The sequence below is a fragment of the Paraburkholderia sp. BGA-UO-ETr-F12 genome, assembly GCF_059567945.1.
On record NZ_JCAQOZ010000066.1, the window covers coordinates 380,490 to 400,361 of the forward strand.

A 19,872-nucleotide genomic window follows, 5' to 3' on the forward strand; every position below is an offset into this window, starting at 1 on the left:
CCGGACAATCTAGCGGGCCTTGCCCGCCCCCGCCCCACCCCAATTGAAACCCGAACCAAACTGCAGCGCAGGCGCCCACTTCACGCACGCCTGAAAACTCAACGCGGCGCCGCCGACGGCAAACAGAACCGGAATCAGAAAGTCGTGGCCCACGCGGGTAAATTCGAACATGAGAACCACGGCAGTTATCGGCATCTGCATCGATGCGGCCAGGAATGCCGTTGCGCCGACAACGGCAAAGGCGCCCAAAGAAGCCCCCGGCCAGAACAGACTCCAGGCGCCGCCAAGCACGATCGCCAGCAACGCGCCATTCGCAAGTCCCGGCGTCAGCAGACCGCCCTCTGCCCCCGCGCGCAAACTGCTCACGGTAATCACCACTTTCAGTACCAGCAGCATGGCTGCGAGTGCGATCGTCAGGTTGCCGTCGAACGCCAGTCCCGCAGGACCTTTGCCATTGCCGAGCAACTGCGGAAAGTGCATCGCCAGCACGCCGATGATCGCGAAGTTCAATAGCGACAACACCGGCAAACGCCAATCCTTCGGCGCCTGGGCACGCGCGCGCTTCGTCACTTCCGCGAACCCCCACGCCGCGACGCCGAAAATCGGCCCGCACACCACCGACCAGACCACCAGCGCCGTACTCACCGTCAACGACGGCACCAGATACTGATGCTCGTTGCCCAGACCGAATTGCGCGACCAGCGCCGCCACTGCGGAGGTCACCACGGCAGGTACCAGGGCCTTCCAGCCGAAGGTGCCCAACAGAACCTCGAGCACAAATACCGCGCCGCCGAGCGGCACGTTATAGACGGCGGCCAGACCCGCGCCGGCGCCGCATGCGACCATGATCCGGCTCTGCTCGACTGATAAGCCCGCGCGGTGCGACAGCCACCCGGCCAGCACCGAACCGATCTCGCGCGGCGCAACTTCGCGCCCGAGCGGCGAGCCGAGCGCCACGGTCACGATCTGCAGCAACGCGTGCACGAGCGTGCTCAGCATCGGCATACGCGGGTCGTCGGACTTGACGGCCTGGCGAATGCTCACGAGCGGCCGCCCGAAGCGATACAACGCCCACCAGCCAAGCCCCGCCACCAGTCCGCAAAGCGTCAGGACCAGCAGACGGCGTTCAGGCTCAGCGGCGATGACACCTTGCAGGAAACTCTCACCGCTGATCAGTTGCGTCACGCTGTAGCCGTAGGCCAGGTGCTGAATGCCGTGCAGCAGCAACGCGAGCAGCATGCCGCCGAGGCCCGCGCCAATGCCGGTCAGCAAGGTGACCACGGCCATTGCCGCAAGGGGATTGCGGGTACGCCGCCTCGGCGCCGAAACGAGTGATTTGACTGACATGGTGCGTCGAGGGGAGCGGAATTAATGGGATAGCGGTCATCCTATTCCGCGCCGCAACATGAGTCCAATTGATTTTTCTGCTCGACTGATGCGGTTAACGCATATATTGCGCACGCCGTCCGCCTCACCGGAAACGTCAATGCCGAAGCCCATCCGGATCGCGAAAGCCGACGGGCATGCTTATCCGCCGGCACCGCCTCACGCTTTGTCCTGCCTTAACTCACGGATACGAAAAACATCGACACCACACACGCGACACCGACGAACCACACCAGCGAGCGTAACGACGCCAGATTCGCCACGTACAGGACGCCGTGCAGCACGCGCACGATGACAAAAGTAATCGCCAGCCAGTTGACCCATGGGTTGGCCCCGCCTGCCTGCCCAGCGGCGACGATCGCCGCGGTGAACATCGCCAGCGCCTCCCACGCGTTCTGATGCGCGGCGTAAGCCCGTGCGCGCCAGCCTTCGAGGCCCGCGAGATAAGTGCGCGGCGCAAGGTTGTCGTAACGCCTGCTGAGCTTCGCGAGCATGATCCAAGGGAACGGCAGCACCACCACGATGAGCAGGCATAGATGCGGAATTGTCATTCTTCGGTCTCCCTGTATGCGCGGCGTGAATGCCGCGAGCCGCTGTTATACCCGCCGGCATCCGCCCGAGCCAACCTGAATCCCGCGAGGGCCGCCTCTACCGCACGCGCAACCCGCAAGCCGGATTGCGCAAACCACCGCTCGCTTGCGCCAGATGAACATTACAAATTACAAACGGAATATCAAACACAATTAATACAATAATTACGTTTGCCAGACATTTTGCATGCATCGGGATTCACCCCGAAATTCGCTCCAGGGATTAATACGGATAAAGGCGGGTTCAATCATGCAAGCGTTTAACGCTCGGCGTACACTCGCTCGAAGCCCACAGCACAGGGCACACGGGGCTGCAGAGCCGCCCGTCGTCAAACACGGGTTATTAGAGACTCAGGAGAACAATCAATGAGCTGGACACGGGAACAGAGAAACGTAACGATCGCCGCCTATCTGGGCTGGACCCTGGATGCATTCGATTTCTTTCTAATGGTGTTCGTATTGAAAGATATCGCGGCGGAGTTCAATACGAAAATCCCCACAGTTGCCTTCGGCATTATGCTGACCCTGATCATGCGCCCCGTCGGCGCGTTGATTTTCGGCTGGCTTGCCGACAAATACGGCCGTCGTCCCACGCTGATGGTCAACATCGCGTGCTTCTCGCTGCTGGAACTGCTGTCCGGCTTTTCGCCCAACCTGACCACCCTGCTCGTGCTGCGCGCCCTGTTCGGCATCGCGATGGGCGGCGAATGGGGTGTGGGCGGCGCGCTGACGATGGAAACCGTGCCGCCGAAATCGCGCGGCATTGTTTCGGGCCTCCTGCAAGCCGGCTATCCGAGCGGCTACCTGCTCGCTTCGGTCGTGTTCGGCCTCTTTTACCAATACATTGGCTGGCGCGGCATGTTCTTCGTCGGCGTGCTGCCGGCATTGCTCGTGCTGTACGTGCGGGCGCACGTGCCGGAGTCGCCGGCCTTCAAAACGCTCGAGAAGAAAACCCGTCTGGGTCTCGTCGCCACGCTGAAGCAGAACGTCGGCTTGTCGCTCTATGCGATCGTGCTGATGACCGCGTTCAACTTCTTCTCGCACGGTTCACAGGATCTGTACCCGACCTTCCTGCGCGTACAGCACGGGTTCGACGCGCATACCGTGTCGCTGATCGCAATCACGCTGAACATCGGCGCGATTTGCGGCGGCCTGTTCTTCGGCTGGTTCTCGGAGAAGATCGGCCGCAAGCGCGCGATCTTCATCGCTGCGCTGATCGCGTTGCCGGTCTTGCCGCTGTGGGCATTCTCGTCCACGCCTATCCTGCTCGCCATCGGCGCCTTCCTGATGCAGATCTCCGTGCAAGGCGCATGGGGTGTGATTCCGGTACACCTGAACGAAATCTCGCCCGACGAAATTCGCGCGACGTTCCCCGGCCTCGTGTACCAGCTCGGCAACCTGATCGCGTCGGTCAACGGTCCGCTGCAGGCGAGCGCCGCCGAAGCGCATGGCAACAACTACGCGCTGATCATGGCCGTCGTGATCGGCATCGTGGCAGTGGTGATTGCGGCGCTGATTCCGTTCAGCCGCGAGCGCCGCGGCATCGACATGACGCAGTCCGCGAAGCAGGTCGCGGCACAGCTTTAAGCGTTCGAACTAAACAGCTATTTCGCCGGCGCGTTATCAGGCACAATAGCTGCGAAGGCGGGCTCGAACCGCCATAAGCAGGTAAGCACATAAGCACCGCCAACGAGCGGCGCAGGCAATACAAGACGCAAGGCCAACACAGGTAGCAAGCAATACGAGGCCGTTCCGATTTCGATCGGAACGGCCTTTTTTATTTCCGCGCGGTTTGACGTGCCCGCGTGCACTGGAAAGGCGGACCTTCGTCAGGTCTTCTAGAGGAGTTAGTCCACATCGAGTCCTTGATCGCAGTCCCCATCCTTCTTTATCCTGAAAAAAAACGGCTGTTTCAAATAGTCATTTGAATCGCTTGTTTGCGGGCCGGATGCCCGACAACTGGGAGACGCAAAATGGCAGTTCGCACAACAGGCCGGCATGCCGGCGACACGAAGTCCCGCATCCTCGACGCCGCCGAAACACTCTTCATCGAATGCGGCTATGAGGCCATGTCCCTGCGGCAGATTACTTCGCGTGCCGAAGTGAATCTCGCGGCGGTCAACTATCACTTCGGCAGCAAAGAATCGCTGATTCACTCGATGCTGTCGCGCCGGCTCGACCGGCTCAACCAGGAGCGGCTCAAGCTGCTCGACCGCTTCGACGAAATGCTTGGCGCGCGCCTGACCTGCGAGCACGTGCTCGGCGCGATGTTCATTCCGGCGTTGCGCCTGTCGCGCGATCCGCGCGTCGGCGGCAAGGCTTTTCTGCGCTTGCTGGGGCGCGCTTATACCGATCCGTCAGCGTTCATTCGGGACTTTCTGAATGCGCATTACGAGTCGGTGGCGGTGCGTTTTTTCGACGCCTTCCAGCGTGCGCTGCCGCATCTGCCGCGCGAGGAGCTTGGCTGGCGTCTGCACTTCGCGATCGGCGCGCTGTCCGGCGTGCTGGCCGGCACCGATACCGACAGCCTGATTTCCGAGTTCTCGCAAGGCAAGTCGATGAACGATCTGCAACTGATCGCGCGTCTGGCTTCGCTGATGGTGGCCGCGCTGAAAGCACCGCTGCCTGACGGCTCGCAACTGGCCACGTTTGCCGCCGTACTCGGCGATGCCACCGAAAGCGCTGCCGAAGCCCAGGCAGAAGGCGCGAATCCTGCTGCCGGGGTAGCGGGTGCGCAGCCGGCGTCAGGCGGATCGAGTGAGTCTGGCGGATTCGATACGTCGTCGCCAGCGGTCTCGGACGGTGAACGCCGCGGTGGCGACGTTGAGGCGAGTTCGTTTCAGCCCGCGTTGCACGGCACGGCCTGACTGGAATCGATGCTGATGCGGGCGGCGCCGTAACGGGCCGTCCGCGTGCAAAAACATGAATGAATATCGTCTATCCGAGCAGCACGTCTAAGTCCCGCACCTAAACAACGTCACGCTGTCGAATTGAAAACACGACACGAAAAACGCGCCAGGGGCGCCATGCAAAAGCGCCCCGGGCACGCGACATAGCAGCACCACCGCCAGTTGGAAGATCAATAGAACGCGAGCCGTCCGCGACCCGTGGATGCGTTCGCACGCACCATCGAAACAGGAGGAAACGTCATGCCGTGGTTCATCCTAGTGCTCGTCATTGCCGCTCTCGCGCTCGTCCACGTTCAGGCGCGCGCCTCATGGTGGCTTGCCTTCATGATCGTCTGGGTGGCGGCCGCGCATGTCAGCGGAGCGGCGGGGCCGGTGGCGACGACGGTGCTCGCGATCGTGTTCGTGCTCCCCGCGCTCGTCCTCACGCTCACACCGCTGCGCCGTACGTGGCTCACGAAACCCGTGCTCGACATCTTCCGCAAGATCCTGCCTGAGATGTCGCCGACCGAGCGCGACGCCATCGAAGCCGGCACCGTCTGGTGGGACGCGCAGCTGTTCTCCGGACGCCCGCACTGGGACACCTTGCTCGGCTACGGCCCGGCCACGCTCACCGCCGAGGAACAGGCGTTTCTCGACGTCGAATGCGAGCGCCTGTGCGATCTGGCGAACGACTGGGAAACCACCATGGTGTGGCAGGACCTCTCGCCGCAAACCTGGCAATACATCAAGGAACGTGGCTTTCTCGGCATGATCATTCCGAAGCAGTACGGCGGCAAACAGTTCTCCGCTTACGCGCATTCGCAGGTCATCATGAAGCTCTCCACGCGCTGCTCGGCGGCCGCCGTTTCGGTGATGGTGCCGAACTCGCTCGGCCCGGCCGAACTGCTGATGCACTACGGCACCGAAGAGCAGAAGAACCACTATCTGCCGCGCCTCGCGCGTGGCGAGGATATCCCCTGCTTCGCGTTGACGAGCCCTTACGCGGGCTCGGATGCCGCCGCGATTCCCGACGTCGGCATTGTCTGCAAGGGGACTTTTGAAGGTCGCGAAACGCTGGGTTTTCGCGTCACATGGGACAAGCGCTACATCACGCTCGGACCGATCGCGACCGTGCTCGGCCTCGCGTTCCGCGCGCTCGATCCCGATCACCTGCTCGGCTCGAATGACGAACCCGGCATCACCTGCGCGCTGATTCCGACCGATCATCCGGGCGTCAACATCGGCCGCCGTCACTGGCCGCTGAACGCGGTGTTCCAGAACGGCCCGAACTCCGGCAAAGACGTCTTCATTCCGCTCGACTGGGTCATCGGCGGACGCGCGCAGGTCGGTAACGGCTGGCGCATGCTGATGGAATGTCTCGCGGCGGGCCGCGCGATTTCGCTGCCGTCGTCGAATGTGGGGATGGCGAAGATCGCCGTGCGCGGCACCGGCGCCTATGCCGCGATTCGCCGCCAGTTCCGTACCGCTGTCGGCAAATTCGAGGGCGTGCAGGAAGCACTCGGCCGCATGGGCGGCAACCTCTACGTGATGGACGCCGCGCGCCGCCTGTCCGCGCAGGCGGTGGACCTCGGCGAAAAACCCTCGGTGATTTCGGCGATCGCCAAGTATCACATCACTGAACGCGCCCGCATGGTCATCAACGACGGTATGGACGTCGCCGCCGGCAAGGGCATCTGCATGGGTCCGTCGAACTTTCTTGCGCGCGCCTATCAGCAGGTGCCGATTGCGATCACCGTCGAAGGCGCGAACATTCTCACGCGTTGCCTGATCATCTTCGGCCAGGGGGCGATTCGCTGTCATCCGTATGTGCTGAAGGAAATGGCAGCCACGCGCGAACCCGATCGCGCCAAGGCGCTGCGCGATTTCGATGCGGCCTTCTTCGGCCACATCAGCTTCACGCTCTCGAACGTGGTGCGCAGTTTCGTGTACGGCATCACGGGCGGTGCATTCATCGTCAAGCCGCGCACGGCGTACGCACCGCTGCTGCCGTACTACCGCGCGGCGACCCGCATCTCCACCGCGTTCGCCTTGCTCGCCGACGTCTCCATGTTCGTGCTCGGCGGCGACCTGAAACGGCGCGAACGCATTTCCGGGCGTCTGGGCGACGTGCTCTCGCAGCTCTACCTGATCTCCGCGACGCTCAAGCGTTTCGAAGACGAAGGCCGTCAGGAGGAGGATCTGCCGCTGGTGCGCTGGGGCGTCGAAGACTCGCTGTACAAGGCTCAACACGCGCTCGACGGCGTGCTCGCCAACTACCCGAATCGCGTCGCCGCGGCTCTGGTGCGCGCGCTGGCATTCCCGTTCGGCCTGCCGCATCGCGAGCCGTCCGACCGCCTCGGCACCGAGATCGCGGAGCTGATGCAAACGCCGGGCGCGGCACGCAACCGCCTCGTGTCCGACTCGTACGTCCCGCATCCGGATGTCGATGCGCTGGGCTACGGCGAGCTCGTATTCGAGCTGAACCCACGCTTCACGGAGATCGACCAGAAACTGCGTGAAGCGGTCAAGCAAGGTCTGCTTGAACCGATGCCGCAAAGCCTGCCGCAACTGGCCGCGTGGACCGACGCTGCCTTGCACAAAGGCCTGATCGACGCCGACGAGCGCCGCGTGCTGGAAGACTATGCGAAGTATGGCGCGCAAGTCGTGCAGGTCGACGACTTCCCGCCGGACTTCGACATGCTCGCCAACTTGCAGAAGCGCAAGGACGCGCTCGAAAAAGCGCTGGAACTCGCGGCCTGAGTGCCTTAAAAAAACATCCGGGCCGGGCATACGCAGATGCCCCAAACTGGGTGCACACTGACACACGTCCGGGGTCTCCCCGGAGCGATCTCCTTCGGGCGTGGCCAGCGGAGCAACGAACAACATGAACGACTCTTATCTGAACTTCGTCAATTCGCCCTTCGGCGCGCGCCTCGCGCGCTCGCTGGGCTTACCGAAGCCTGAGGTCCTGCGCCGCTATCGGGCGGACCGGCCTGAGTTCGACGGCCTGATCGCGATCGGCGCGGGCCGCGAACCGCATCTGCTCGACGCGCTCGCGAATCTCGTGGCGAGCGTCGGCATGACCAGCGTCGCGCATGAAAGCGCGGGGCTGTGGGTGCCGCTCGCGAATCGCCATGGTCTGATGACGGGCCGTTTCGAGGCAGCGGAGCCCGGTTCGCAGGGCAAGCTCGCCGCGCTGCTGTTCGATGCGAGCGGCATCGAAGACAGCAGCCAGCTCGAACCGCTGCATGGTTTCTTCCACGATACGCTGCGCTCACTTGGCAAGTGCGGCCGCATTGTCGTGCTGGGCCGGCCGCCGGAAGCCTGCGCGAACCCGCGCCAATGGACCGCACAACGCGCGCTTGAGGGTCTCGTGCGTTCGCTCGGCAAGGAAGCGCGGCGCGGCATTACCGCGAATCTCGTCTATGTGGAAAAAGGCGCCGAGCACGCTATCGAAGCGACGTTGCGATTCTTTCTGTCGCCACGTTCCGCGTATGTGTCGGGCCAGGTGGTGCGGATCGGCGTGCCGGCCAGCACAGGAGCTGGGGCCGGGACCGCGGCCTTGCCGCCGTTCGACTGGAAACAACCGCTCGCGGGCCGGCGCGCCGTGGTCACCGGCGCCGCGCGCGGCATCGGCGCGTCGATTGCGGGCGTGCTCGCCGAGCAAGGCGCGCACGTGATCGGCATCGACATCCCTTCGGCACGCGAGGCGCTCGATTCGACCATGCGCCAGTTGAACGGCACCGCCCTCGCCTTCGACATCGCCGCGCCCGAAGCGCCCCAGCAGATCGCCGCGGCGCTCGACGAGCAAGGCGTGGATATCGTCGTGCATAACGCCGGTATCACCAAGGACAAAACCATCGCGAAGATGACCGACGCCGCGTGGCAAAGCGTAATTGACATCAACCTGTCCGCGCAGGAACGGATCGACGACGCCCTGCTCGCGGCCGGTATCCTGCGCGACGGCGGCCGTATCATCGGCGTATCGTCGATCAGCGGTATTGCCGGCAACCTTGGCCAGACCAATTACGCCACCTCCAAAGCCGGTGTGATCGGGCGGGTGCACAGCATGGCGCCGCATCTGCGCGCGCGCGGCATCACGATCAACGCGGTTGCGCCCGGCTTTATCGAAACGCAGATGACCGCGAAGATTCCGCTGACCATCCGCGAAGCCGGCCGCCGGATGAATTCGATGAGCCAGGGCGGCCAGCCGGTGGACGTGGCGCAGACCATCGCGTGGCTCGCGCATCCGGGATCGGCGGGCGTGAGCGGCCAGATCGTGCGCGTGTGCGGACAAAGCCTGATTGGAGCATGAGCATGGGTGAGCCGGGTGATCCGTTCCGGAGCGCTCACGCAGCGAGCGCGGGCCGTCCGAAGACCGTCGTCGTCGAACCTTTGCCCACGCCGGCGAAGCTGTATGGGCGCGCGTTGTCGGGCATCGTCAAACGCGGGCGCGAAGCGCACTTGCCGGCGTTGCGCCTCGTGCGCCCCGCCGTGCCCCTGGACCCGGGGTCGATCTGGCGTTATTCGCAGGTCTGCGGCTTCATCCCCGAGCACGGCGTGCCGCTCACGTATCCGCATCTGCTGGCTTTCCCGCTGCATCTGCTGATGCTGACGGATCCGGCGTTTCCGTGGCCGGCGCTCGGCCTCGTGCATCTGGCGAACCACGTGCGGCTACGCCGGCCGCTCACTTACAAGGATATGTTGCGCATCGAGGTGGAATTCGGCGCGCTGCTGAGCCACGACAAGGGTCAGGCATTCGTGCTGCATACGCGGATGTACCGCCGCGGCGAAGCGGTATGGGACGGCGACAGTGTGTATCTGAAGCGCGGCGTGCCCGCGAGCGGCAACCGGCTCGATCCGCTGCAACTCGGTCCCGATGCGCTGGAACGCATCTCACGCTGGCAATTGCCGCCGCAGTTGGGGCGCGACTATGCGCGTGTGTCTGGCGACTACAACCCGATTCACCTGAGCGCGCTATCCGCGAAGGTATTCGGCTTTCCGCGCGCCATCGCGCACGGCATGTGGACGCTGGCGCGCGCCGCCGCCGCGCTGCAACCGCCAAAGCCGCTCGCCGAAGCCACGCTCGCCGCCGAATTCAAAGTACCGATGCTGCTGCCCGGCGAAGCGACGCTGTGGAGCGCATCGCCTTCGCTGATCGAGCGCGACATCGAGGTACGCGACATTGCCGGGGAAAAACCGCATTTGCGCGGCCGCATGCAATGGAAGCTGTTATGACACGCCAACCTGGCCGGACCGTACCGGCGCGTCACCTCGCTCGCACCGGCCGCGCCATTCGCACTATCCGCACTAACCGATAACCAGCAACGACCCAAAGGAGCCGAGCAATGTCCAACCCGCAGCCCGCCGTGCGCCGCGTCGCAATCGTCGGCGGCAACCGGATTCCGTTTGCCCGCTCGAACACCGCTTACGCGACCGCGTCGAATCAGGACATGCTGACCTTCACGCTGCAAGGCCTGATCGACCGCTATAACCTGCACGGCGAACGCCTGGGCGAAGTCGCAGCGGGCGCCGTCATCAAGCACTCGCGCGACTTCAATCTGACGCGCGAAGCGGTGCTGTCCACCACGCTCGCGAAGGAAACGCCGGCCTATGACGTGCAGCAGGCCTGCGGCACCGGCCTGGAAGCGGCCATTCTGGTGGCCAACAAAATCGCCCTCGGACAGATCGAAGCGGGGATCGCGGGCGGTGTCGACACGACCTCCGATGCGCCGATCGGCGTCAACGAACGCATGCGCAAGATCCTGCTCGAGGCGAATCGCGGCAAGAGCACCGGCCAACGCGTCGGCGCGCTGGCCAAGCTGCGGCCGGGCATGTTTTTCAAGCCGCTGTTGCCTCGTAACGGCGAGCCTCGCACCGGGCTTTCGATGGGCGAGCATTGCGAGCTGATGGCCAAGCGCTGGAACATTTCGCGCGAAGCGCAGGATGTGCTCGCTTACGACAGCCACCGCAAGCTCAGCGAGGCGTATGCGCGCGGCTTCCTCAACGATCTGATGACGCCCTACCGTGGTCTGGCGCGTGACAACAATCTGCGCTCCGATCTGACGCTCGAAAAACTCGCCGGTCTGAAACCGGTATTCGATCGCGACGCCGGCACGCTGACGGCCGGCAATTCCACGCCGCTCACCGACGGCGCGTCCGCCGTGCTGCTGGCAAGCGAAGAATGGGCGGCCAGACATGGACTGCCGGTGCTCGCGTATCTGAGCTGGTCCGAAACCGCCGCCGTCGACTTTTTCGACAAGAAAGAAGGCCTGCTGATGGCGCCCGCCTATGCGGTGCCGCGCATGCTGGCGCGCGCCGGGCTCACCTTGCAGGACTTCGACTTGTATGAAATTCACGAAGCCTTCGCGGCGCAGGTGTTGTGCACGCTCACAGCGTGGCAGGATGACGAATATTGCCGAACGCAACTCGGCTTGCCGGGGCCACTTGGCGCGATCGATCGGGCAAAATTGAACGTGAACGGCAGCTCGCTCGCCACCGGCCATCCATTTGCGGCGACGGGCGGCCGCATCGTCGCAGGACTCGCGAAAATGCTGGCGCAACTCGACAAGCCGGCCGGCACCGCACGCGGACTGATCTCGATCTGCGCCGCGGGCGGCCAGGGCGTGGTGGCCATTCTGGAACGCTAAACGTCGCGCTTCAGTGATTGTCCTGTGTCGAAGCTCGCTGCAATGAGCGCGTTGCTTACTGCTTTGATAGCTGCTTTGATTACTGCATGACTGGCTGTAAAGCCAGCGCACAAACAGATGAAGCCCCGGCTTCAGGAGACGACCGATGACCCAGCCCACGCAAACCCAGTTCTCGTCCGCCACGGTATCCGCAGCGCCCGCGAATGCGGCAGACCAGGCGCCCAGTCAGACACTCGGGCAGCCGGCAAATCATGCGCCCAACACCGACGGCATCTGGTACGAGTCGTATCCGGCCGACGTGCCTCATGAAATCGACGTCAACCAGTACGAATCCGTCGTGCAATTCTTCGACGAATGCATTGCGCAGTTCCGCGAGCGCGTCGCGTACGTGAGCGTCGGCGCGAACATGACCTATGGCGAACTCGGCCGCAAGGCGGCGGCGTTCGCCGCGTATCTGCAAAGCATCGGCGTGAAAGCCGGCGAGCGCGTCGCGATCATGCTGCCGAACACGTTTCAGTATCCGGTGTCGCTGTTCGGCGTGCTGAAGGCCGGCGGCGTGGTCGTCAACGTCAATCCGCTCTATACGGTTCGCGAGCTTGCGCATCAGTTGAAGGACAGCGGCGCGCAAACCATCATCGTGTTCGAGAACTTCGCGAAGACCGTTGAAGATGCGTTGCCCGGCACCAAGGTCCAGAACGTGATCGTGACGGGTCTGGGCGACCTGCTCGCCGACGGTCTGAATCTGAAGGGACGTCTGCTCAATTTCATGCTGCGCCACGTCAAGAAGATGGTGCCGCCGTACAACCTGCCGCAAGCGGTGCCGCTGCTCGACGCGCTTTCGATCGGTTACACGCGGCCGCTGACACCCGTGCGTCCCACTCACAACGACATCGCCTTCCTGCAATACACCGGCGGCACCACTGGCGTGGCCAAAGGTGCGATGCTGACGCACAAGAACATCATCGCCAACCTGTTGCAGGCAAAAGCGTGGTCCGAAGGCCAGTTGAGCGGCGAGATCGAAACGGTGCTCACACCGCTGCCGCTCTATCACATCTATTCGCTGACAGTGAACGCGTTGATCTTCATGGGACTCGGCGGGCGCAATATTCTGATCGCCAATCCGCGCGACATGAAGCGCGTGATGATGATCATCCGTCACGAGAAATTCACCGGCATGACGGCCGTCAACACGCTCTACAACGCGTTCCTCGATAACGAGGAGTTCTGCAAACGGGATTTCTCGAACCTGAAGCTCGCGATGGCCGGCGGCATGGCCACGCAGAAGTCGGTCGCCGATCGATTCAAGGCGGTCACCGGCAAGCCGATCATCGAAGGCTACGGGCTGACCGAGTGTTCGCCGATCGTCTCGATGAATCCCGTGGATCTCACCAATTTGCGCGACTTCGAAGGCTCGATCGGTCTGCCCGCGCCGTCCACCCAGGTGCGCTTCAGGAAAGACGACGGCACGTGGGCCAACATCGGCGAAGCGGGTGAATTGTGCGTGAAGGGGCCACAGGTCATGAAAGGCTACTGGAATCGCCCGGAAGAAACCGCCAAGGTGATCGACGACGACGGCTGGCTCGCCACCGGCGACATCGGTGTGATGGATTCGCGCGGCTTCATCCGTTTGATCGACAGGAAGAAAGACATGATCCTGGTGTCGGGCTTCAACGTCTATCCGAACGAAGTCGAAGACGTGATCGCGGCCCTTCCGGACGTGCGCGAAGTCGCCGCAATCGGCGTGCCCGATGAAGCGCAAGGCGAACGGGTGAAGGTGTTTATCGTCAAGCGCAATCCGGCGCTGACCGCGGAACAGGTGATCGCTCACTGCCGCAAGAATCTCACGGGGTACAAGGTGCCGAAGCTCGTCGAGTTTCGCGACGAGCTGCCGCAAACCAATGTCGGCAAGATTCTGCGCCGTGCACTGCGCGACGAGGAACTCGCGAAGCAAAAACCTGCCTGACAGGCTGGGCGTGCACTATCACGCCGGCCATCCTTTCGGAGAGATTCATGAAGCACAGCACGTCCCCAGACTTGAACCGATCGTCGGTCTTCATGCATCTCGCTCGTTTTTCGGCGGCGGCCATCACCCTGGCGGCGTCGCTGACCGCTTCATTACGCACGCTTTCATCTCGTGGACTGCTGATCGGAGCGCTGGCGGCCAGCGCCGCCATGCTCGCGCCGCCGGCGTTCGCGCAGAACGACGACACCCCGCCCGCGCTCGATACCGCCAGCGCCGTGAAGGCGCCCACCACACCGTCCTCGCAAGTCGGCAAGCTTACGCTCGATCAACAGGTCAAGTGGCTGCGCGCCGCGCAACAAAGCGGCGCCATGGAGAAGCTCGACGACGCGCAACTGATCGCCCTGTTCCAGTCGCTCGATCCGCTTGCGCTGCCGCGTTACATCAAGGAAGGGCCGAACGGTTACCCGTCTTACGAGTTCGTCATGTCGCGCTCGGAACGCATTCACGGCCAATGGCCCGACAAGCCCGATCATATGCTGGTCCGCTTAGCTCACGATCCGCTGCGAATCTACGCGAAGTGGCTGCCCGACGGCGCGCACGCCGGCCAGGAAATCATCTACGACGAATCCAAACGCACCGACGAAATGTACGGTCATCTCGGCGGCATCATGAATGTGATGCCGCTATGGACCTCAGTGACCGGCGCCCTCGCCCGTGCGCAGTCGAACCACCAGGTGCGCGATCTCGGCACCGAGTACATTGCCAACCAGTACCTTGCCGAAGGCAAGAAATATATCGAGGCCGGCTTGCCGCGCTCGACCCAGGTGGAAGTGAAAACGATCGATGGCGTGCGCGTGGTTGCCTTCACCTTCGAAACGCCGACCGGTCAGCCGCAGTTCTATGCGAAGAAAGAAACACTCGGGCTCGATCTGCGGCATCCGTATTTCCGTACCGTCGAGTCCTATGACAACGACGGCAAGATCTTCGAGAAGATCGTCTTCGAAAGCATCACGCCTAAAACCTTCGACGACTCGACCTTCGATCCGAACAACAAGGCCTATAAGTTCTAGCGGATAAAGCGCGGCGTCAGCACGAAAGTGACATGCCCAACCTGCGCAATGGGCGCCACCCGCTGCTCGCCGCCGGGCACGACCATCTGGCCTACGCGGGTGGCAAGCTGCTTGAGCACGAAGTAATCGGACGCGCGCGTGAAACCGATCAACGACGCGGGCGACTGCGCTGACGTTTGCCTGAGACGTGGCGCCAGCGTGGTGTACCAGAGCATGCCGATATCGTCGCCCGTTTCGAAGACAGGCAGCTTCATCTGCGCGACGTAGTCGGCGAATGCGGGGCCGCCCGCAAGGGTGGAATCGATCACCGCAAGCGTATCGCGGCGAGCGGCTGCCTGCGCGAGCCACGGCCACGCGCCGCCTGCCGCGCTCGAAAGCCATGCGCCGGTCATCATGAAAGCGCGTCGGTCCATGATCTTAGGTGTAGCCTCGCCGGTCGCGCCACGCCGCCGGCCAGATGCCCTGCTTGCCCGGCGCGAGAATACCGTTCGGGTCGAGTGCGTCCTTGATCGCTTCCGAGAGCCGCAGCAACGCGCCGTCGTTGAAACTGTACTGCGCCGCGGCGAAATCCATATACGCGAGATGCGCGCGATATTCGCCGTAGCCCGCGGCGCGCGCATCGCTCATCAGCGAACGCAGTAATGCACCGGCCTGCTCGACCTGGTTCGCGTCGTCGCGGTCGAAAATCGCTGCAAAAATGTGATGCAGATGACGCATGCCCGCCGTAAAGCCGCCGTAGTAATCGAAGCCGTATTCCGCCGCGCGGGTCTTGACCATCGTGTACTGGCGCAGCGCGTCGCGTCCGCTCGCCGGACACAGCGGTGCGAAATCCACGTGGGCGCCCGCGCCGCCGCGCCAGTCGAGCATGCGAAACGCGCTCATCGCGGGGATGCCGGCCATATTGCGGTCGCCGCCGGCCGTGGGTTGCGCATCTCCCGCATAGCGAGCGGCCGAGAGTTTGGCCTGTGGCACGTGAGCGAATGCACGCTGCACGATCGCATAATGCGCATCGATCAGTTCAGGCGTGCCGTATAGCGCGAAATGCAGATTCCAGCGGCCCACGTTCAGCTTGTCGAGCATCGCCGCCACCGCGCTCTCGGGCATCGCACCCTTGCCCTCATACCACTGCCGACGCGACGACAATCCGGCGGCCCGGCGCAACCCGCCTTCGATCACGGCGTGATTGCGGATCGTTTCATCGAGCCGCAATGGCCGCAGAATATCGACGATCGTTTCGAGATCCGCTTCGTGTCGAAACTGGAATTCGCCGAGCAGATACGCGGGCGGCGCCGGCATCAGCCAGACACCGAGCTTGGTGACGATGCCGTAGTTCGACTGCATGAACATCGCGTCGAACGAAGGTCCATAGCCCGGTTGATACAGTTGCCACGCGGTGCCGATTTCGATGCCACCCATGCCGGTGCGCAGCACGTCGCCGTTCGCGAGCACCACTTCCATGCCGCATTGCGCCGCCGCATGATCGCCGTACGCGGTATAGCCGAAGCCGCGCTCGAGCGTATTGCCGACTACGCTGCCCCAACCCGCCGCGGGCGGATCGACCCACAGCCTGTAGCCATGTTCGCGCAAATGCGCGTACAGATCGAAGTAGCTGACACCCGGTTCGACCAGCGCGTAGGCAAGCGTCTCGTTCACTTCGATGATGCGATTCATGCGCTGCAAATCGAGCACGACCGAACCCGCCAGTCGCGGCGCGGCGCCACCGTACGCGAAGTTGCGTCCGGTCGAGACCGTCCATAACGGAATGCGAAATTGATTGGCAATCCGCAACACTGCACGAATTTCGTCGACGGATGCGGGCAGCAGCGCGGCGGACGCCGAGAACGCTTCGCGCTCGCCGGGTGCGAACGGATCGAGATACGCGGCGAGCCCGGGGGCCGAGGTGATCACCTGCGGTTCACCGAGAATCGCGCGCCAGCCCGCGAGCGCGCGATCGAACCCGGCGGCGGAAACCTTCGGCGGCAGGCTGCGCGTCAAGATGTCTCCCTCGCGGCCAGGCGCGCGGGCGCAGGCACAGGCACAGGCGTAGACACAGACGCCGGCAAGCTAGCGGTGCATCCCGCCGTGGCCAGCGCCGCCGTGTGACATGCCGCTCCATATGTGCGTCGACGCGCCACCATGCCAGGTGCCGCCATGTACGCCCATTCCGTACGATCCGTGGCCATAACGCACATGATCCATGTGATGAAAATGATGAAAGCGGTCGACGAAAACGACCGACACGCCAGCAGAGAACACCACCGGCGGCCCCCAGTACCATGGATCGTAGTAATACACCGGAGCCGGGCCGAAGGCCAGCGCGCCGGCGTCGTCTTCGACGATCTGCCAGCTGCCGTCCGGCTGCAGGCACGCCCGCCCGCCGACCTGCTGGATGACACCGTCGATCTCCGTCTGACCCACGACGAAGCGGCACGTCGACGCCTCGCTCAACGGCGCATTCGCGTCTGTTTGCGCCGCGACCGGCGTCGCACAAACAGCGCACAGGCACAGACACGCTACGCCGGAACACAGCCCGATGCCGGATTGATGAAAAGCACGCATGATTTCACTGCCTCGACGCGCCGGCGTTGCGACTCGCAAAAAGCGAGTCGGCACCGTAAAGACCCCGTCGGTTCGCCTCGCACGACGCCGTGCCGTCGCAGCGCATACGCAAGTGCCGGGCAACAGGGTCCTGCAGCGAGTAAACGAAGCGCCGCGCGGCACTATTCCTGCAGCGTGGGCGGGTGCCACACGTTTCTGTTACGACGTGTTGCACGCGATATCTCATGGCCGAGGTGGGCCTGGCGCCGGCGCCTGCCGTGCTTGCGGCGCTACTGCCAGGTTTCCGGTTTGCCGCCAAGCGCGCTGCACACTTCGATCGCGATCGAGCGCAGCTTGTCCTCCGCAATCGGTCCGGACAACGCATAACCCATACGGTCGCTGACCCAGTAGAAGGTCCGGCGGTTGCCGTCGCGGAACAGGCGGAAGGCGGTTTCGTCGCGAGAAATACCCGTGATGTACAGCGTGAGGCGCTCGCCGCTGCGATTTTCGTACATGAACTGCGCGGCCGGTCCCGCTTCGCCGGGCAACAACCGCCCCCCCACCAGCGAATAACCGTACTCCTGCAACGACGGCACCGACAGCGGCCGGTTCAGGCGCTTGGACAGCCAGCTGATCAGATGCTCTTCCTCGTTCGCGGCGACTTCAACAGGGTGACGCTTCTCGGGCGTGTACACGGCATAGGCGATGTCGGCGCGCTCGGCGAAGCTCGGCGGCTGGCCGCCCAGACCGTTCCACGCGCCGCCCGTCAGACGCGGCGCAAGCGGCCCGAGCGCGAGCGCCAGACCCGCGCCGGCCGCGAGCCAGCAAGCGGCGAGGCCAGCGCGCTGCCACCATGGCGTCGGCCGCCGCACCACGATGAAGGCCGGCTCACCGGCGTCGCTCTGCTCGGCCCCGCCAGCGCTTGCACCGTGCTCATCGAGCTCGGGCTCACGGTTGCGCGTCGATGCCCCGCACAGCGCCTGCAGCGCCGCTTTCTGCGCGCGCCACGCGGCCACCCGCGCGGCGGCCTGAGGTTGCCGGGCCAGTTGCGCCTCGATCGCGGCGCGCTCGGCAGGCGGCAACTCGCCGTCGACAAACGCCGACAGCATTCGCAGATCGGGCCCCTCGGGCAAGCCGGAATCGTGGTCGTTATTCATCACGGATTTCTCACTACTTTCAGCGGCGGGACTTTACGCGCCAATCCAACGGCGTCCCCTTCGAGCGGCCCATCCGTCATCAGAACGCGCATATGTTCCCGCGCGCGCGACAACCGCGACATCACCGTGCCGATCGGAACGCCGAGCGCCTTCGACGCTTCCTGATATGACAGTTCCTCCACGCAAACCAGCAGCAGCACTTCGCGTTGTTCGACCGGCAGGCAATACAGCGCACGCTGAAGATCGCGCAAGACCAGGCCATCGACCTCGCCATGCGGTGCTTCGAGAGTGCGCCATGGCGCGCTTTCGTCGTCGACGGCAATCTCGCGGCGGCCGCGCAACTGATCGATGTAAAGATGCCGCAGGATGGTCAGCAGCCACGCCCGCAAATTGCTGTTCGGACGGAACGCCGCCCAGCGTGCGAGTGCGCGCTCCGCCGTATCCTGCACGAGGTCGTCGGCCCACGCGCGGTCGCCCGTCAGCGCGCGCGCATAGCGGCGCAACTGCGGGAGCCACGAAATCACTTCGGCTTCGAAATTCACCCGGCGCGGCAACGCTCAGTAGCCGCCGCTGCTGCCCGAGCTCCCACTGCTGCCCGAAGCGCTGTTGTCGGTCGCGGCGGAGGTGCAGGCGCTGGTGGCAAGCGAGCCGAGCGCGAGCGCCAGCAGCACGAAAGCAGCGGAGAAAATCCGGGATAATTTCATGGTGAGTCTCCTGATGAACCCCCGGCCGGTGCCTGCAAGCCGGGAATCCGACCGGCTGCGTGCGATATGCAGCGCCGCCATGCCTGGATTAACGCGAGCGGACGGTGATTTATTCCACATACGGCGACATCGGGCACTTTCTTTTTCGGCCAAGCGCATCGGGCGCGCCGAGCGCGGGTCCGACCGCGCGCGGCCCGACCAACCGTGGCACAACCGAACGTGGCCCGACCAGCCGTGGCCCGACCGAACGTGGCGGAAGAAAGCGCTATTCGTCCGCAGATTCGTAACTCAACGTTACAGTCAATAGTTATCAGATGCTTATGTGCGCGCAAGCCGTTATAGTGGACGGAGTTCGGCCCCCGACGCGTTCCGCCCCCACACAGGGTAGAATCGCGGCGAACAACCGTTTTACCTAACCTGAATTGTCCATGGCTTCCGCAGAATCGCATCCGCAAAACGATTTCATGAACGCTGCGCGCAAAGAACGAAAGCGCGTCGAGATTTACCTTGTCAACGGCATTCGCCTGACGGGGTGCATCGAGTCGTTCGATCAGTATCTGGTGATGCTGCGCACGCCTGTCGGCCTGCAAGGCATCTACAAGCGCGCGATCTCGACGATCCAGCTCGACACCGGCACCCGTCCGGCACCGCGAGCCGGGCGGCCTTCGCACGGTGAGCACACCACGCGCGGCCCGCACGGCTCACGTGAACCGCGTGACCATCGTGAGCCACGCGAACCGCGTGAGCCGCGCGAGTCGTACGGCGCGCCGGCCTCGGATCGCCCCGCGCCCGATCGTAGCAGCAGCACGTCCGACGGCCCGGTGGTGGTAACACGCCGCCGGCGCCTGTTCGGCACGGGCGGCGGCGACAATGGCAACCATGGCGGCGGCAATCATGGTGGCAACGGCGGCGGCAACGAATAAATC

Annotated in this window: 17 protein-coding genes; 9 read left to right on the plus strand and 8 right to left on the minus strand. The window is 63.8% G+C overall.

The window, feature by feature from the left end; genetic code table 11:
- Positions 1-9 precede the first annotated feature (9 nt).
- On the minus strand, positions 10-1,347 hold the full coding sequence (locus tag AC57B6_RS35325) for a chloride channel protein (protein WP_496423060.1): 1,338 nt from the start codon (positions 1,345-1,347) through the stop codon (positions 10-12).
- 215 nt (positions 1,348-1,562) lie between these two features.
- Positions 1,563-1,937, minus strand: a complete 375-nt coding sequence (locus AC57B6_RS35330) for an MAPEG family protein (protein WP_028198032.1) — start codon at positions 1,935-1,937, stop codon at positions 1,563-1,565.
- 405 nt (positions 1,938-2,342) lie between these two features.
- Between AC57B6_RS35330 and AC57B6_RS35335 the strand changes: the two genes are divergently transcribed.
- From AC57B6_RS35335 to AC57B6_RS35370, 8 genes are all read left to right on the plus strand, one after another.
- On the plus strand, positions 2,343-3,563 hold the full coding sequence (locus AC57B6_RS35335; protein ID WP_030102731.1) for an MFS transporter: 1,221 nt from the start codon (positions 2,343-2,345) through the stop codon (positions 3,561-3,563).
- A 386-nt stretch (positions 3,564-3,949) separates the two neighbouring features.
- Positions 3,950-4,843, plus strand: coding sequence for a TetR/AcrR family transcriptional regulator (locus AC57B6_RS35340; protein WP_028198030.1), 894 nt, complete (start codon positions 3,950-3,952; stop codon positions 4,841-4,843).
- Between the two features lie 282 nt (positions 4,844-5,125).
- Positions 5,126-7,624: an acyl-CoA dehydrogenase gene (locus tag AC57B6_RS35345; protein WP_496423061.1), complete on the plus strand. Its 2,499-nt coding sequence runs from the start codon at positions 5,126-5,128 to the stop codon at positions 7,622-7,624.
- Between the two features lie 124 nt (positions 7,625-7,748).
- Positions 7,749-9,179: a 3-oxoacyl-ACP reductase gene (locus AC57B6_RS35350; RefSeq protein WP_028198028.1), complete on the plus strand. Its 1,431-nt coding sequence runs from the start codon at positions 7,749-7,751 to the stop codon at positions 9,177-9,179.
- A 2-nt stretch (positions 9,180-9,181) separates the two neighbouring features.
- Positions 9,182-10,102 (plus strand): MaoC/PaaZ C-terminal domain-containing protein, encoded by a 921-nt coding sequence (locus tag AC57B6_RS35355; protein ID WP_496423062.1) that lies wholly within the window; start codon positions 9,182-9,184, stop codon positions 10,100-10,102.
- Between the two features lie 110 nt (positions 10,103-10,212).
- Positions 10,213-11,514, plus strand: coding sequence for an acetyl-CoA C-acetyltransferase (locus tag AC57B6_RS35360; protein ID WP_046569738.1), 1,302 nt, complete (start codon positions 10,213-10,215; stop codon positions 11,512-11,514).
- Positions 11,515-11,659: 145 nt separating this feature from the next.
- A complete protein-coding gene (locus tag AC57B6_RS35365; protein WP_144194128.1) occupies positions 11,660-13,477 on the plus strand; it encodes an AMP-binding protein in 1,818 nt (605 codons plus the stop codon).
- Between the two features lie 209 nt (positions 13,478-13,686).
- Positions 13,687-14,547, plus strand: coding sequence for a DUF1571 domain-containing protein (locus AC57B6_RS35370; protein ID WP_496423153.1), 861 nt, complete (start codon positions 13,687-13,689; stop codon positions 14,545-14,547).
- Here AC57B6_RS35370 and AC57B6_RS35375 read toward each other — a convergent pair.
- From AC57B6_RS35375 to AC57B6_RS35400, 6 genes are all read right to left on the minus strand, one after another.
- The gene (locus AC57B6_RS35375) at positions 14,544-14,960 is read right to left on the minus strand and encodes a hypothetical protein (RefSeq protein ID WP_496423063.1); all 417 of its coding nucleotides are present in this window, start codon (positions 14,958-14,960) and stop codon (positions 14,544-14,546) included. The genes AC57B6_RS35370 and AC57B6_RS35375 overlap by 4 nt on opposite strands.
- Positions 14,961-14,964: 4 nt before the next feature.
- Positions 14,965-16,542: an FAD-binding oxidoreductase gene (locus AC57B6_RS35380; protein WP_496423064.1), complete on the minus strand. Its 1,578-nt coding sequence runs from the start codon at positions 16,540-16,542 to the stop codon at positions 14,965-14,967.
- Positions 16,543-16,611: 69 nt separating this feature from the next.
- On the minus strand, positions 16,612-17,106 hold the full coding sequence (locus AC57B6_RS35385; protein ID WP_496423065.1) for a hypothetical protein: 495 nt from the start codon (positions 17,104-17,106) through the stop codon (positions 16,612-16,614).
- A 269-nt stretch (positions 17,107-17,375) separates the two neighbouring features.
- The gene (locus AC57B6_RS35390; RefSeq protein ID WP_046569747.1) at positions 17,376-18,242 is read right to left on the minus strand and encodes an anti-sigma factor family protein; all 867 of its coding nucleotides are present in this window, start codon (positions 18,240-18,242) and stop codon (positions 17,376-17,378) included.
- Positions 18,242-18,784 carry a sigma-70 family RNA polymerase sigma factor gene (locus AC57B6_RS35395; RefSeq protein ID WP_028198018.1) on the minus strand — a complete coding sequence of 181 codons (543 nt, stop codon included), beginning with the start codon at positions 18,782-18,784 and terminating at the stop codon, positions 18,242-18,244. The genes AC57B6_RS35390 and AC57B6_RS35395 overlap by 1 nt, the downstream gene beginning before the upstream one ends.
- Before the next feature lie 15 nt (positions 18,785-18,799).
- The gene (locus tag AC57B6_RS35400; protein ID WP_167440699.1) at positions 18,800-18,946 is read right to left on the minus strand and encodes a hypothetical protein; all 147 of its coding nucleotides are present in this window, start codon (positions 18,944-18,946) and stop codon (positions 18,800-18,802) included.
- A gap of 428 nt (positions 18,947-19,374) precedes the next feature.
- Between AC57B6_RS35400 and hfq the strand changes: the two genes are divergently transcribed.
- Positions 19,375-19,869: an RNA chaperone Hfq gene (hfq, locus tag AC57B6_RS35405; RefSeq protein WP_028198017.1), complete on the plus strand. Its 495-nt coding sequence runs from the start codon at positions 19,375-19,377 to the stop codon at positions 19,867-19,869.
- Positions 19,870-19,872: the final 3 nt, after the last annotated feature.

Excerpts from the sequence above, each read along its gene's own strand:
- AC57B6_RS35325 (WP_496423060.1), bottom strand. The coding sequence starts at position 1,347 with ATGTCAGTCAAATCACTCGTTTCGGCGCCGAGGCGGCGTACCCGCAAT.
- AC57B6_RS35330 (WP_028198032.1), bottom strand. The coding sequence starts at position 1,937 with ATGACAATTCCGCATCTATGCCTGCTCATCGTGGTGGTGCTGCCGTTC.
- AC57B6_RS35335 (WP_030102731.1), top strand. The coding sequence starts at position 2,343 with ATGAGCTGGACACGGGAACAGAGAAACGTAACGATCGCCGCCTATCTG.
- AC57B6_RS35340 (WP_028198030.1), top strand. The coding sequence starts at position 3,950 with ATGGCAGTTCGCACAACAGGCCGGCATGCCGGCGACACGAAGTCCCGC.
- AC57B6_RS35345 (WP_496423061.1), top strand. The coding sequence starts at position 5,126 with ATGCCGTGGTTCATCCTAGTGCTCGTCATTGCCGCTCTCGCGCTCGTC.
- AC57B6_RS35350 (WP_028198028.1), top strand. The coding sequence starts at position 7,749 with ATGAACGACTCTTATCTGAACTTCGTCAATTCGCCCTTCGGCGCGCGC.
- AC57B6_RS35355 (WP_496423062.1), top strand. The coding sequence starts at position 9,182 with ATGGGTGAGCCGGGTGATCCGTTCCGGAGCGCTCACGCAGCGAGCGCG.
- AC57B6_RS35360 (WP_046569738.1), top strand. The coding sequence starts at position 10,213 with ATGTCCAACCCGCAGCCCGCCGTGCGCCGCGTCGCAATCGTCGGCGGC.
- AC57B6_RS35365 (WP_144194128.1), top strand. The coding sequence starts at position 11,660 with ATGACCCAGCCCACGCAAACCCAGTTCTCGTCCGCCACGGTATCCGCA.
- AC57B6_RS35370 (WP_496423153.1), top strand. The coding sequence starts at position 13,687 with ATGCTCGCGCCGCCGGCGTTCGCGCAGAACGACGACACCCCGCCCGCG.
- AC57B6_RS35375 (WP_496423063.1), bottom strand. The coding sequence starts at position 14,960 with ATGGACCGACGCGCTTTCATGATGACCGGCGCATGGCTTTCGAGCGCG.
- AC57B6_RS35385 (WP_496423065.1), bottom strand. The coding sequence starts at position 17,106 with ATGCGTGCTTTTCATCAATCCGGCATCGGGCTGTGTTCCGGCGTAGCG.
- AC57B6_RS35390 (WP_046569747.1), bottom strand. The coding sequence starts at position 18,242 with ATGAATAACGACCACGATTCCGGCTTGCCCGAGGGGCCCGATCTGCGA.
- AC57B6_RS35400 (WP_167440699.1), bottom strand. The coding sequence starts at position 18,946 with ATGAAATTATCCCGGATTTTCTCCGCTGCTTTCGTGCTGCTGGCGCTC.
- hfq (WP_028198017.1), top strand. The coding sequence starts at position 19,375 with ATGGCTTCCGCAGAATCGCATCCGCAAAACGATTTCATGAACGCTGCG.